At 52.6% G+C, this 13746-nt stretch carries 14 protein-coding genes; 13 read left to right on the top strand and 1 reads right to left on the bottom strand.

Features of this window, described 5'->3' with window-relative positions:
* Window positions 1-11: 11 nt before the first annotated feature.
* On the bottom strand, window positions 12-881 hold the full coding sequence (locus tag RB298_RS14660) for a YitT family protein (RefSeq protein WP_452519552.1): 870 nt from the start codon (window positions 879-881) through the stop codon (window positions 12-14).
* Between the two features lie 223 nt (window positions 882-1104).
* Between RB298_RS14660 and RB298_RS14665 the strand changes: the two genes are divergently transcribed.
* From RB298_RS14665 to dinG, 13 genes are all read left to right on the top strand, one after another.
* Window positions 1105-1434 (top strand): nucleotide pyrophosphohydrolase, encoded by a 330-nt coding sequence (locus RB298_RS14665; RefSeq protein WP_015734553.1) that lies wholly within the window; start codon window positions 1105-1107, stop codon window positions 1432-1434.
* A gap of 49 nt (window positions 1435-1483) precedes the next feature.
* Entirely contained in the window at window positions 1484-2029 is a 546-nt protein-coding gene (locus tag RB298_RS14670; RefSeq protein ID WP_009595137.1) for a tetratricopeptide repeat protein, read from the top strand.
* Window positions 2030-2040: 11 nt separating this feature from the next.
* Window positions 2041-2844: a 4-hydroxy-tetrahydrodipicolinate reductase gene (gene dapB / locus RB298_RS14675; RefSeq protein ID WP_486047447.1), complete on the top strand. Its 804-nt coding sequence runs from the start codon at window positions 2041-2043 to the stop codon at window positions 2842-2844.
* Between the two features lie 18 nt (window positions 2845-2862).
* Window positions 2863-3282, top strand: coding sequence for a methylglyoxal synthase (gene mgsA, locus RB298_RS14680; protein ID WP_015734554.1), 420 nt, complete (start codon window positions 2863-2865; stop codon window positions 3280-3282).
* A complete protein-coding gene (gene bshB1, locus RB298_RS14685) occupies window positions 3282-3989 on the top strand; it encodes a bacillithiol biosynthesis deacetylase BshB1 (RefSeq protein WP_486047448.1) in 708 nt (235 codons plus the stop codon). The genes mgsA and bshB1 overlap by 1 nt, the downstream gene beginning before the upstream one ends.
* A gap of 31 nt (window positions 3990-4020) precedes the next feature.
* Entirely contained in the window at window positions 4021-5184 is a 1164-nt protein-coding gene (gene bshA, locus RB298_RS14690; protein ID WP_192572465.1) for an N-acetyl-alpha-D-glucosaminyl L-malate synthase BshA, read from the top strand.
* A 44-nt stretch (window positions 5185-5228) separates the two neighbouring features.
* Complete coding sequence (locus RB298_RS14695; protein WP_277748570.1) at window positions 5229-6527, top strand: CCA tRNA nucleotidyltransferase; 1299 nt, start codon at window positions 5229-5231, stop codon at window positions 6525-6527.
* Complete coding sequence (locus RB298_RS14700; RefSeq protein WP_486047449.1) at window positions 6514-7503, top strand: biotin--[acetyl-CoA-carboxylase] ligase; 990 nt, start codon at window positions 6514-6516, stop codon at window positions 7501-7503. The genes RB298_RS14695 and RB298_RS14700 overlap by 14 nt, the downstream gene beginning before the upstream one ends.
* A gap of 280 nt (window positions 7504-7783) precedes the next feature.
* The gene (gene panB / locus RB298_RS14705; protein WP_277748571.1) at window positions 7784-8671 is read left to right on the top strand and encodes a 3-methyl-2-oxobutanoate hydroxymethyltransferase; all 888 of its coding nucleotides are present in this window, start codon (window positions 7784-7786) and stop codon (window positions 8669-8671) included.
* A complete protein-coding gene (panC, locus tag RB298_RS14710) occupies window positions 8668-9558 on the top strand; it encodes a pantoate--beta-alanine ligase (protein ID WP_486047450.1) in 891 nt (296 codons plus the stop codon). Before panB ends, panC begins: the two co-directional genes overlap by 4 nt.
* On the top strand, window positions 9551-9934 hold the full coding sequence (gene panD / locus RB298_RS14715; RefSeq protein ID WP_015734561.1) for an aspartate 1-decarboxylase: 384 nt from the start codon (window positions 9551-9553) through the stop codon (window positions 9932-9934). The genes panC and panD overlap by 8 nt, the downstream gene beginning before the upstream one ends.
* Window positions 9935-10044: 110 nt before the next feature.
* Entirely contained in the window at window positions 10045-10674 is a 630-nt protein-coding gene (locus RB298_RS14720) for a hypothetical protein (protein WP_009595155.1), read from the top strand.
* 169 nt (window positions 10675-10843) lie between these two features.
* Window positions 10844-13720, top strand: a complete 2877-nt coding sequence (dinG, locus tag RB298_RS14725; RefSeq protein ID WP_486047451.1) for an ATP-dependent DNA helicase DinG — start codon at window positions 10844-10846, stop codon at window positions 13718-13720.
* Window positions 13721-13746: the final 26 nt, after the last annotated feature.

Below are 13746 nucleotides of genomic sequence, written 5' to 3' on the forward strand. Positions count from 1 at the left end.
TGCAAACCGGGCTATTCCTCTTTAAAACCTTCCCCGTGCACGTCATTGACATCATTAATGATAATAAACGCCCGAGGGTCCAAGGATTTGGCGATTCCCGTAAGGCGGCGTATTTCCTGCCTCGATACGACGCAGTATACCATATGCTTGGCTTGCATGGAGTAGGCGCCGATAGCCGGGATCAACGTGACCCCACGATCCATTTCCGTGGATATGCGATTTGCGATATCAGGCGCACGGTCACTGATGATGGTGAAGGCTTTGGCAGCATAAGCCCCTTCCTGTATGAAATCGATCACCTTGGAAGCGATGAACACGGCGACCAGGGTATACAATATGCGCTCGAGCGGGATAAAGAATAAGGATAGACCGATAATCAAAATATCGAGGGATAAAATGATCTGGCCCATGCTGAAGCCGAATTTCCGGTTGATGATTCTGGCAATGATGTCGGAGCCGCCAGTCGTCCCGCCGAACCGGAAAACGATGCCGAGCCCGGCCCCCAATGTCACCCCCGCATAAAGCGCAGCCAGAATATAATCATGCTCGGTTTGAAAAGGCACGACATACCCGCGGTCGATCAGTAATTCGAACAGCCACAGAAACAGGGTTAAGGAGGCGATGCCTAGACCTGTATAGACAGACTGGCGTTTGCCGAGTATTTTCATTCCGACCAGGAACAGCGGGATATTCAATGCCATGGTTGAAATGGACGGCGATATGTTAAAGGCGTAATTTAGCAGTACGGTAATGCCGGTGACCCCACCCTCCATGAGTTCATTCGGAATGATGAAATACAGCAGTCCGAATGCGTATATGGCGGAACCGGCGATGATCGGAATGATCGTTTGCAGCTGATGGAGCAACTTGGACGTTTTCATAAGACCCCTCGCATTTCCAATAGTGGATATTTCCGATTGTCTGCAGATTGCTTCGCACCTGTCTAGTATGCGCCGATATGGTTTCAGCAATAAAAAATTATTTGTTTTCAAATCCGCTTTACGATAACATAGGTTTAAAACCAATCGCTCGTATGAGAGAAGACTGCCCCAGCTTGAAGGTTACAAGCTGAGGCTGACTGTGCAGTGAAGGGAGTTAAGAGTCTTGGGAAAATCAATGGCTGAAATGCAGCAGGAAGTCGATCGATACATATCACAATTCAAGGAAGGTTATTTCAGTCCCTTATCCATGATGGCCCGAATGTCTGAAGAGGTGGGGGAACTCGCCCGAGAGGTTAATCATCAGTTCGGCGAGAAGCCGAAAAAAGCGGATGAAGCGGAAAATTCCATCGAAATGGAGCTTGGAGATATATTGTTTATTACGATCTGTTTTGCCAATTCCCTCGGCATCGATCTCGCGGAAGCGCATGATAAAGTGATGCATAAATTTTCTACGCGCGATGCCGATCGTTGGACGAAAATAAACACCGATTAGGCAGCTGCTACATATGCTGTACCAAACCCGCTGTGGGGAGGGACAGCCCGTGAAACCTGAAAGTTATATACAAAAAGCATATCGATGCATACTTCAAAATGATTTCGAAGAAGCGTTGCGTTGGTTTGAGCAAGCGATCATCGCGAATCCGGGAGATGCCGAAGTGCATTATCGGTGCTCCATTACCTACGGCAGAAGCAACAAGCTGGAGATGGCGATTACGCATGCGGAGGAAGCCGTCAGGCTGCAGCCGGACAAACCGGAATATGCTCTTCATTTACAGCATATCAAGGCTGCGGAGCTGGTGCAGCGAGCAAGAAAAATGGTGGAAAACCGCAAGGATGTGACCAAGGCTGAATTGTATCAAGCCGTTGGACATCTGAAATCCGCCGTAGCCATGGACCCTTTGTATGCTCAGGCTTATGTATGGCTTGCTCTTGTTTACAGTGAACTCGATGAGCATGCGCTCGCCATTACCACGCTTAAAGAGGTAATTTCGTTGTACCCGCAGGAGAGCGGGCTGCAGCATATTATGGAGGAACTCAAACAGCGCTTGAAATCATATATGCAGGATACAGCATCGGATGGAAAGTGAGGATATGTAACATGGCAAACAAATGGACAGTTGCGGTCGTCGGTGCCGGCGGCCGTATGGGTAAAGAAGTAGTGAAGCTTGTATTGGGCGACGAGGAACTGGAACTGGTTGCTGCCGTCGGCTTGTCGGATGCGGGTGCCGATGCAGGAACGCTTGTAGGTCTGCCTGCTTGCGGCATTACGGTGACATCGGATCTGGAGATGGCGCTTGTCGAATCCAAACCGGACGTCATGGTTGATTTTACGGCGCCTCAATTTGCATACAGCAATACGGCGTTGGCCATCAAGCACGGCGTTCGCCCGATCATGGGCACGACCGGCTTCACGCCGGAGCAAATCGAAGAGCTGGACAAGCAATGCACGGAACAGAACATTGGCGGTTTGATCGCGCCGAACTTTTCCATCGGAGCCATTCTGATGATGAAATTTGCAGCCCAGGCGGCCAAATATTTGCCTCACGTTGAAATTATCGAAACCCATGGCGACCAGAAGCTGGATGCTCCGTCCGGAACATCGATCAAAACAGCGGAAATGATTGCGGCGAACCGCGAGGAGATTCGTCAAGGCAATACGAAGGAAGAGGAAGTCATTGAAGGTGCAAGGGGCGGGTATTACAACGGCTTCCGAATTCACAGCGTTCGTCTGCCGGGCGTTTTTGCCCAGCAGGAGGTCATTTTTGGCGGTTACGGTCAAAGCCTGAAGATCCGACATGATTCGTATGAACGTGCAGCTTATATGCCGGGCGTGAAAATGGCTATAGAGAAGGTAATGGGCTACACCGGATTGGTCTATGGATTTGATCATTTTATTGACTAACATAGGGGAGAAATTACTATGAATATTGCATTTATCGCGCATGACCGCAAAAAAGAGGAAATGGTCAATTTCGTTATCGCTTATGAAAATGTATTCGAAGATCATAAATTATACTCGACTGGAACGACGGGAACCCGGATTATGGAGCAAACCAAACTCAGCATTCACCGTTTTGCCTCGGGACCGCTGGGCGGCGATCAGCAGATCGGAGCTCTTGTGGCGGACAATGAGATGGACCTGATTATTTTTCTACGGGATCCGTTGATGGCACAGCCTCATGAACCGGACATCAATGCACTCCTCCGTTTGTGCGACGTGCAGGGAATACCGCTTGCTACCAATGTGGCGACGGCTGAGATTCTCGTCAAGGCGCTGGACCGCGGCGATTTTGCATGGCGCGAACTCGTTCATAAATATAAACCGGGTGTGGATAGCTGATGAACACCAAACTGGACATATTAATCTTCGGAGCACATGCAGACGATGCCGAGATCGGAATGGCAGGAACGATTGCAAAGCATACGGCAGCTGGGCTGTCGGTCGGGATCTGCGATCTCACGCAGGCGGAAATGTCGTCGAACGGCACCGTCGATCTTCGCAAGCAGGAGGCAGAGCGAGCTGCCGGTATTTTGGATCTCAAGGTCCGAACGAATCTGGGGCTGCCGGATCGCGGTTTGTTCGTGACGCCGGAGCATATTGAAAGGGTCACGGCCGAGATTCGCAAGTTTTCTCCTTCTATTGTATTTGCTCCCTACTGGGAGGATCGCCATCCGGACCATGTCGCGTGCAGCCGGTTGGTTGAGGAAGCGGTATTCAATGCCAAGCTTCGCCGATACATGCCCGAGCAGCCGCAGGTTAAGGTGGACGAGCTTTATTTTTATTTCATAAACGATATCGGAAGAACGGATTTGGTCGTTGACGTTACGGAGCATTACGGCGTTAAGGAGCAGGCCTTGTCTTGTTACCGTTCCCAGTTCGAGAAGGCTGAAGAAGATGCAGTCTCAACCCCGTTGACCGAGGGGTACATCGAGCGTGTGCGGGCCAGGGATTCACTGCTTGGAGCGCGCAGGCTTATTCCTTATGCAGAGGGCTTTGCTTGTAAAAGTCCGTATGTTGTTCATCTATTCGGCCCCAAGCAGGCATAATATATAGAGGCGTACATAAAGGAGGCCTGACATGAATCAGCAACCATTAAAAATCGGCATTACCTGTTACCCATCGCTCGGCGGGTCAGGAGTCGTGGCGACCGAGCTGGGCAAACTCCTTGCGGAGCAAGGCCACCAGGTTCATTTTATCGCTCACAGCATTCCGTTCCGATTAGGAACTTTCCATAAAAATATTTTTTATCATGAAGTTGAAGTAAACGACTATTATGTGTTTCGTTATCCCCCATATGACCTCTCGCTGGCGACCAAAATGGCTCAGGTGGCAAAAATGCAGCAGCTTGACGTGCTTCATGTGCACTATGCCGTGCCGCATGCCGTATGTGCCTTCTTGGCCAAGCAGATGGTCGGAGATCAGCTGAAAGTCGTTACGACGCTCCACGGAACCGATATTACGGTGCTGGCGCAGGACGAGTCGCTGAAGGATTTGATCCGGCTTGCCATTAATGAAAGTGATGCCGTTACCGCCGTTTCTCAGGATCTTATTCGTGAGACGCGGGAGCTGCTGGATATAAGCCGTGACATCGACCTTACCTATAATTTCGTGGATCCGCGGGTGTATTATCCGCGTGATTCGAGATCGCTGCGTAATGATTATGCCGATCCGAACGAAAAAATCATGATGCATATTTCCAACTTCCGTCCCGTGAAACGGGTAGGCGACGTATTGGAAATATTCGCCCAGGTGCAGGAGCAGATACCCGCTAAACTGCTGTTAGTCGGGGAAGGGCCAGAGCTTCCGAAGATCCAATGCCGGATCAATGAGCTGGGGCTTGGCAGCAAGGTGCATTTTCTCGGCAAACAAGACGAGATTGCCCATGTGATCTCGATGGCGGACGTGCTTCTGCTCCCATCCGAGAAAGAAAGCTTTGGCCTGGTCGCCCTGGAAGCAATGGCGTGCGGAGTGCCAACGGTCGGATCCACGGCAGGCGGCATTCCCGAGCTGGTTACCCATGGGGAAACCGGGTATCTGGCTCCAATCGGAGACACGCATTCGATGGCTCAGCACGTGCTTGAAATATGTAAGGATGAAGCCCTTAGCGAACGGCTGCGCAAGGCATGCCTGCAGCGCTCCAAAACGATGTTCTGCAATGAATTGATACGGGGCAAGTACGAGGAAATCTATTACCGAGTATTGGGACGGGAGGTTAGCGAGCTGAAGCCGGTTTGCGGCTAAGCTCGACCCTCTCGTTGTTTTTCGGATAAAAGGAACGGGAAACTATGGCAGATATGTATAATTCGATTCGATGGCGCAACGCGGACCCCGACATGGCCGAGCGGAGTGCGGATGTGATCCGCACTCTGCTTCGGCATGGACATGAAGCGTATTGGGTCGGAGGCTGTGTCCGTGATGAATACATGGGGCGCAGGGTCAGCGACATGGATATTACCACCTCCGCCTTGCCGGAAGTCACCTGTTCCGTCTTCCCCAAAGTAATTCCAACAGGAATCAAGCACGGAACCGTGACGGTGCTGATGGAAGGCCAGTCTTTTGAAGTGACGACATATCGGGTGGAGAGCGGTTATGAGGACCATCGTCATCCGACGGAGGTCGCTTTCGTCGGGGAAGTGAAGGAAGATTTGAGGCGTCGCGACTTCACCATGAACGCAATGGCCAGAGGAATTGACGGTTCCTGGGTTGACCCCTTCGGCGGACGAGAGGATATTGACCGGAAGGTGATTCGCTGCGTGGGCGATGCCCGTGTTCGTTTTCGCGAAGACGCCCTGCGCATGGTGCGCTGCATCCGTTTTGCCTCCGTGTTCGGTTTCTCCATCGCACTCCGTACATGGAGAGGGATCCTCTCGGAGAGAGACACCTTAGGATGGATTGCGATGGAACGCATCCGCAGCGAATTCGAGAAAATTCTGGCTGGGCCGTCCCCGCTGCGCGGATTGGAGATGTTTGTCCGGAGCGGACTGCATTCCCGGATGAAAGCGCCCTTTCCCTATACCACGCATGATAGGAAGACGATCGAAGCCATGGAGCGGATTGAACCGGACCATGCGACGATCCGTTGGTCCTTGCTCCTGCTCGCATGCGGCATTACAGCTCAGCAAGCAGAGGAGCTGCTGCGATCATGGACCTTCTCCAATAAGCAGCGTGAATCCATCGTGAAACTGCTCTCGCTGCATGAATCCTATCTGCAGCAACCGAATGCGGGCGATGCCGAAAGCAGCAGGCTCAAGTGGATCAGCCTAGTCCTTGCCTACGGGGTCGAGGCAGCCCAAGGATGGCTGGAAATGCAAACGGCTTTGCATCACGCGGGAGCGTCTTCTGCTCCGCTGACCTTCATCCGGCAACTTGACGTGTGGCTGCAGGATCTCCGGATCCGCAGCTTGAAGGATTTGGCCATCACCGGCAGCGAATTGCTTGAGACGCTGGGCAGACGCGGAGGCCCATGGCTTGGGGAACTTCTTGGGCTGCTGCTGGGGAAAGCGGCGGCAGGTTTGATTAACAACGATAAGGAATCGTTGATTGAAGAAGCAAAGCGGGTGGTAATTCATAATGAAGGATCATGATCAAGACAACGCACTTCTGAAAATGTTCCAGGAGAATGCCGGTCAGTTTCTGTCCGGGGAAGAGATTAGCCGAAAATTGTCCATCAGCCGGACGGCCGTATGGAAGCAGATCAATAAGCTTCGGAGTGCAGGGTATGATTTCGAGGCCGTTCCGCGGCTTGGCTACCGCATGTTGGACGAGCCGGACCGACTGAGCGGGGATCAACTGACAGCGGGCATGACCAGTCGGTACTTCGGCAAATCGATCAAGCTGCTGGACAAAACGACGTCAACTCAGGAGGATGCCCGGCAGTTGGCGGAAGAAGGGGCAGCCGAAGGCACGCTTGTCATCTCGGAAGAGCAGACGGGCGGCCGGGGCAGAATGGGAAGGAAATTTCATTCCCCGAGAGGCAAAGGCATATGGATGAGCCTGGTGCTCAGGCCGAAGCAGCCGCTGCATCTAACCCAGCAGCTTACATTATTGACAGGCGTGGCGGTATGCCGCGCCATCGCTAAATCCGCCGGCGTGCAAACCGACATCAAATGGCCGAACGATATTCTGTATCAGGGCAAAAAGGTTTGCGGCATTCTGCTGGAGTCCGCAACCGAAGATGAAAGAGTACGCTACTGCATTGCCGGCATCGGAATCAGCGCGAATCTGAAAGAAGCGGATTTTCCGGAGGAATTGCGGAACGTTGCGACGTCGATTCGCATCGCCGGCGGGAAAACCGTCAACCGGACATCTCTGATCCAGTCCATCATGACGGAGATGGAGGTTTTATACGAATTGTACAACGAGCAGGGCTTCGAGCCCGTAGCCTCGCTTTGGGAAGCTTTATCCGGTACGGTGGGCCGCGAGGTTCAAGTACAGACGGCCCGTGACCGTTTTAGCGGGATTGCGACGGGACTCAACCAGGACGGCGCTCTGCTGGTCCGCAACCAGCATAATGAACTCGTTCCCGTGTATTCGGGCGATATTCTTTTTAATACCAGGTAAATGAAACATGGTGAAATCGGAGCTGGAATTTGATATACTACAACTATAGAGGCGGTATCGCCATGAGCGAATTGCACTCTGCAGCAAGTGAGAATTATGATTTAGAACACCTTCATAACTGTTATGCCGGTTACGTTGGATTCTGCTCTGAGCCGAAAGGACCGAGACAGAAGGGACGATCGCGAGTGACTCTTTTTTGCCTTTCGGACTTTTTAGCAAGTACGTGCTAAAAGGTTTTTTTATTGTGTCTAACTACATCACACAGGGAGGCTGTGTCACAATGGCAGGCAAACAACCACTGAACATCGTGAAACTGAAGAACATGAAGAAGAAAGGCGTACCGATCACGATGCTGACCGCGTACGATTATCCTTCCGCCAAGCTGGCGGAAGAAGCGGATATTGATATGATACTGGTGGGCGATTCCCTCGGCAACGTCGTGCTGGGTTATAACTCCACGATTCCCGTTACGCTGGACGACATGGTGTACCATACTCGCGCCGTCGCTCGCGGAGCCGAGGATACGTTCATCGTAGCGGATATGCCGTTCATGACTTATCATGGAGGCATCGATGAAAGCTTGCGCGGCGTGCGGCGATTGATGCAGGAAGGTCATGCGCATGCCGTAAAAATGGAGGGCGGCGAAGAAATCGCCGATACCGTAAAACGGATCGTACAATCCGGGGTCCCGGTGCTGGGCCATATCGGGCTGACGCCTCAGTCGGTAAACCAGATCGGCGGATACCGGATTCAAGGCAAGGATGCCCAAGACGCGCAGCGGCTCATGAACGATGCGAAGGCGCTTGAAGCGGCCGGCGCATTTGCTATCGTGTTGGAGCTGGTTACGGAAGAAGCGGCTGCTGACATATCCAAAGCGCTGAGCATCCCGACCATTGGCATCGGCGCCGGTCGTTATTGTGACGGCCAAGTGCTGGTATTCCATGATATATTGAAATACGCGTCCCCTTATCGGGACAAACGCTTCGTGAAAACCTACGCCGATGTCGGCTCCGTTATCCGCGAGGGTATCACGCGGTATGTGAAGGAAGTGAAGGACCGCGCATTCCCGGCCGAGGAGCATGTGTTCAAGACGGAGAACAATGCCGGTTCCGAAACGACAACGGCATTATATGGAAGCCAAAAGGAAAAGGTGGGCACGACATCATGAAAGTGATTCGCAGCATTGCGGATTTAAGATCTGAGCTTCGGAATCGGCTGGAGTCCGGCAGAGGACCGGTAGGTCTCGTGCCTACGATGGGTTATTTGCATGAAGGACACGCCAGCCTGATGCGCAAGGCGCGGGAAATGTCAGGCACGGTGGTCATCAGCATCTTTGTCAATCCGATTCAGTTCGGACCGGGCGAGGATTATGAAACTTATCCTCGGGATGAAGCGCGTGACCTGGCCTTGGCGGAATCCGAAGGGGTGGACGTGGTATTCATTCCTGCGGTAGAGGAAATGTACCCTCAGCCGACCAAAACCAAAATTGCCGTAGCGGAAATTACGTCATTGTTGTGCGGGGCCTCCCGCCCCGGACATTTTGACGGTGTCACCACGGTTGTGAATAAATTGTTCAATATCGTAAAGCCCGACTATGCCTTCTTCGGGATGAAGGATGCCCAGCAGGTGGCCGTCATAGAACAAATGGTACGGGATTTGAATATGGATGTGACCATCGTGCCATGTCCGATCATTCGCGAATCCGACGGCCTTGCCCTAAGCTCGCGCAACGTGTATCTGAAGCCGGAAGAGCGGGAACAGGCGCTTGTGCTGTCGGGCTCGCTGCGGACGGCTCAGGAGGCAATCCGGCAGGGACAAGCGACGACGGCAGGAGAGATCCGCGCTCATCTTCGGGATTATATATCCCGCTCTCCGCTCGCTGATATCGATTACGCGGAATTGCTCACCTTCCCGGAGCTTGCGCCCGTGGAAGATTCATACCGCATTGTGGATGAAGACAGAACCGTCATCATGGCGCTGGCCGTGCGTTTTGGCCGCACCCGTCTCATTGACAATGCATTACTTCAACCAAAAGTAGGGGGACCCCATGTTTAGAACGATGATGAAATCCAAAATCCACCGCGCAACGGTGACGGAAGCCAATCTGAACTATGTGGGCAGCATTACCATTGATGAGGATCTAATGGAGGCTGCAGACCTTCTGGAGAATGAAAAAGTTCAAATCGTGAACAATAACAACGGCGCCCGTCTGGAAACGTACGTAATCAAAGGCGAGCGCGGCAGCGGCGTCATTTGCTTGAACGGAGCAGCCGCACGTCTTGTACAGCCCGGCGACAACGTCATTATCATTTCTTATGCCATGATGTCCAAAGAGGAATACGACCATCACACCCCGACGGTCGTGATCGTCGACGAATCGAATAAGCCGGTTACGACGGAATATCGCGAAGTTCACGCCGCCATTCTCTGAAGAACCAAAATGTGTCGGGACCTTAAAGGGATGAAAAGACCGTCTTCTACAGAAAATGAGTTCAGGTCGACGCACTGATCTCATTTTTCCGCTAAGGGTGGGATGCAGCTATGTTTCAACATGTATTCGCCGAAATGAACAACATGTTAGATGAAATTGTGAAGCATTACCCTTCTGCTCAAGGTCCCCAAAAACAGGCGCTGGTACAAAACTGGAACATGCTCAAAAGCATGAGCGAGGGCATTATCGAGGAGTGGCTGCATTTTGAAGAAAAAATGGCCATCTTCCGCGAGAGTGCAGCGTCACCTCCGGTTTTTCCGCCGACCGAAGCGCCTGAATTGCAGCTGGATGCGTTCGTTCGCGGTCAAGGTTACTACAAGCTGTTGATGTTCCAGCCGGCCATACAGCAGTTTGAGGCAGCCGCTGCGGTATTTCCGGACAGCCTTCTGATCAAGTTGTACATTGCCATGTCCCATCTGTATTTGGGGCAAACCGCCCAAGCATCCGACGTACTGATCTCCATCCTGCCCCTGGCTGACAACAGAAAGCTTCGGGCGATGATCTACAATGCGCTTGGATGCATCGAGGTGTTGAATGGACAGCAAGCAAAGGCCGAGGAACATTTTGCACTGGCAATTCATAGCGATCCGACGCTTCCCGACCCCATGATCAACCTGGAGGTCTGCAAGCAGAATCGCGGTGAGCTCCAGTACGGCAGCCAATTGATCTCTTTGCTGTAGAAATCAAGCCACAACAAGAAGCGATGCCAGAGCTCACCTTGAGACTTTGGCATCGCTTTTTGCGTACGGGAGCGGTACAGAAAGCCTGGGGATTTTTTACCCGGAATGTTCAAAACCCGCAACTTCTGGTATGCTGTTAATTAGTCTGGAGGAAAGGGATTTTATCGAAATGAAATTTGCCGTATTGGATTTTGAAACCACGGGCAACCAGTCTGCAGATGAAATCATTCAGGTTGGACTGGCCATCATCGAAGAGGATCGAAGCATATCCCGCGTATACGGCACCTATGTCAATCCCGGGATTCCGATCCCTCCTTTTATTACCGGTTTGACCGGCATTTCCGACAGTGATGTAGCGGATGCTCCGTCATTGGAAGAAATGATGATGGAGCTTGTGCCCATGCTCGACGATGTCGTATTGGTTGGACATAACGTCGCTTTTGATTTTAACTTTTTGCAAAACGCGCTCGATCGCTGCGGCTATTTACCGTTCAGCGGCCGTATTCTAGATACGATGCACTTCTTAAAAATATGCTTTCCCTCGCTCCCGTCCTACCAGCTCGGGATGGTGTCCTCTCATTTCGGCCTGGAGCATGACCGTCCGCACCAGGCGGACAGCGATGCGCTTGCCACAGCCTATGCGCTGCTGAAATGTTTGGAGGAGATCGACGAGCTTCCGCTGCTCACCATTCAGCGTTTAAGCGACCTGTTTGCCGACGAGGACAGCGATTTGGCCTGGTTCTTTGACGGCATTCGTTCCGACAGGGAGCACCGAGCCGTACAAGCGGGAGACACCCATACGTACTACCGCCAGTTTGCCTTGGCGGTGGATGATTGGAACGATATAGCACCTGTCAGAGATGAGACGGAGCCCAACCCCTTGGCCGATGTAAGCTTCGAGCAATACATGAACGATGTTCGTGAACGCCTGAAGGAAACGCTGCCTCATTACGAGAGCAGGGATGCCCAGGACATGATGTTCCAGGAAGTGATGCAGGCGCTGGATGACAATAAACATCTATTGATCGAAGCGGGCACGGGAACCGGCAAATCCCTTGGATATTTGCTGCCGTCGATCTATCAAAGCGTGAAGCAGGAACAGAAGGTTATGGTGAGCACGCATACGATCAACCTTCAAGAACAGCTGCGTGACCGGGATATTCCCCTGCTCACCCAGGTTGTTCCTTTTCCTTTTAAGGCGGCCATTTTCAAGGGCAGGGGACATTATTTGTGTTTGAGAAAATTTGAACATAAAATAAATAGAAGAGATTTTCATTCCCCGAAGGAAGACGTAATAACGGCGGCCCAGATGCTGGTCTGGCTGACCCAGACGGAGAACGGGGATGATGAAGAGCTAAACCTTGGCGGACGCGGAGGGGATTTCTGGGAGACCATCTCCAGCGATTCGGATTCTTGCCTCGGACGCGCCTGCCCTTGGTTCCGCAAATGCTACTATCACAGGGCCAAGCATGAAGCAGGCATCGCGGATGTCGTCATTACGAACCATTCGAAGCTGTTCACCGACGTGAAGGCGAATCATCAGCTGCTGCCAAGCTATGAGCGCCTCGTCATCGACGAAGCGCATCATCTTGAGGATGTCGCCGGCAAGCACCTTGGCTTGCAGATGAAGTATTTTTCGGTGGTCCATACCTTGACCCGTATGTACAAAGACAGCCGAAGCGGGCAGCTCCCGGCTCTGCGCCAGCTGCTGCAAGCTTCGCCGCACGAGAAGGCAGTCGAATGGTCTTCCGTCATCGACCGTTTGTATCCGGACCTCATTACCGTAAAAGAGAACTGGGATCGGCTCAGCGATCAATTGTTCGGACTGCTTCCGGAACGCGGAGACGCTTCTCCGGGAGATGCCGGCCAATTCTCGCTCCGCCTGTCCCCGCTTAAGAAGCCGAAGGATTGGGATTCGATGGCCGAACTGGAGCATCAAATTCATCTGACGCTGGGCGATGTCGTGCGCAAGGGCGATAAGCTGATCGCCGAAATGAAGGAAGATTTGGATGACTACAGCGCGGACAGCCTGTTAACCGACCTATCGGGCCTATTTAAGGACCTGGCCGCGCATCGTGAAGACCTGCGCTCCTTCATGGCCCTGAACGATGAGGGCACGGTATACTGGATGGAGGCGAACGGCAATTTCCGCAGCAAATCGCTGCAGTTGTATGCCGTGCCCGTCGACGTGAGCGCTCATCTGAAGGAATTGTTTTTTGACAAGAAACAAAGCGTGATTCTGACATCGGCAACCTTGTCGGTGGACAAATCGTTTCAGTTCATGATCGAAAACCTGGGTCTTCAGGAAGCGGCTGAAGCGGGGAACCTGAACACGGTTCAGCTCCCGTCCCCGTTTAATTACAGGGAACAGGCCCTTCTTGTCGTGCCGCGCGATTTTCCGAGCGTGAAGGGATCGGTCGGGGATGCACTCTTTGTGAATACGCTCGTGAAGTCTTTGGCCGATACGGCCGTTGCTACGCATGGCCGCATGCTCGTCCTGTTCACTTCGTACCGGATGCTGCGCCAGGTGCACGAGCCGCTGAAAGAAGCGCTGGCATCAAGCGACATCACGGTATTGGGACAAGGTATGGACGGAACCAGCCGTACCAAGTTAATCCGAAGATTTCAGGACAGCAGCGCTTCCGTGCTGCTGGGCACCAGCTCCTTCTGGGAAGGGGTAGACATCCCGGGCGAGGCGCTGACTTGTCTTGCCATCGTCCGGCTGCCGTTCCAGCCGCCGAATCACCCCTTGGTCGAGGCCAAGAGCGAACTGCTGCAGCAGCAGAAGAAGAATCCCTTCATGAAGCTTTCGGTTCCGCAAGCGGTCATTCGTTTCAAACAGGGGTTTGGGCGTCTGGTGCGAACAGCACAAGATAAAGGGATCGTGATCGTGTACGATACCCGGGTCATTGAATCCTATTACGGGAAGTATTTCTTATATTCCTTGCCGGGGCCGAAGATGGAGCATATGCCGACAGAGGGGATCGTTCCCCGAATTTCGGAATGGCTGCAGGAAGAGGCAAGCGCGGGAAACCAAGCGGAATAAAGTGAAACCAAGCACGATCAACAAAA

The sequence above is a fragment of the Priestia sp. BR_2 genome (genome assembly GCF_041954005.1).
Taxonomy (GTDB): Bacteria; Bacillota; Bacilli; order Paenibacillales; family Paenibacillaceae; genus Paenibacillus_AQ; species Paenibacillus_AQ lautus_A.

Coding starts and splice junctions, on each gene's coding strand:
- RB298_RS14660 (WP_452519552.1), bottom strand. CDS start 881: ATGAAAACGTCCAAGTTGCTCCATCAGCTGCAAACGATCATTCCGATC.
- dapB (WP_486047447.1), top strand. CDS start 2,041: ATGGCAAACAAATGGACAGTTGCGGTCGTCGGTGCCGGCGGCCGTATG.
- mgsA (WP_015734554.1), top strand. CDS start 2,863: ATGAATATTGCATTTATCGCGCATGACCGCAAAAAAGAGGAAATGGTC.
- bshB1 (WP_486047448.1), top strand. CDS start 3,282: ATGAACACCAAACTGGACATATTAATCTTCGGAGCACATGCAGACGAT.
- bshA (WP_192572465.1), top strand. CDS start 4,021: ATGAATCAGCAACCATTAAAAATCGGCATTACCTGTTACCCATCGCTC.
- RB298_RS14695 (WP_277748570.1), top strand. CDS start 5,229: ATGGCAGATATGTATAATTCGATTCGATGGCGCAACGCGGACCCCGAC.
- RB298_RS14700 (WP_486047449.1), top strand. CDS start 6,514: ATGAAGGATCATGATCAAGACAACGCACTTCTGAAAATGTTCCAGGAG.
- panB (WP_277748571.1), top strand. CDS start 7,784: ATGGCAGGCAAACAACCACTGAACATCGTGAAACTGAAGAACATGAAG.
- panC (WP_486047450.1), top strand. CDS start 8,668: ATGAAAGTGATTCGCAGCATTGCGGATTTAAGATCTGAGCTTCGGAAT.
- panD (WP_015734561.1), top strand. CDS start 9,551: ATGTTTAGAACGATGATGAAATCCAAAATCCACCGCGCAACGGTGACG.
- RB298_RS14720 (WP_009595155.1), top strand. CDS start 10,045: ATGTTTCAACATGTATTCGCCGAAATGAACAACATGTTAGATGAAATT.
- dinG (WP_486047451.1), top strand. CDS start 10,844: ATGAAATTTGCCGTATTGGATTTTGAAACCACGGGCAACCAGTCTGCA.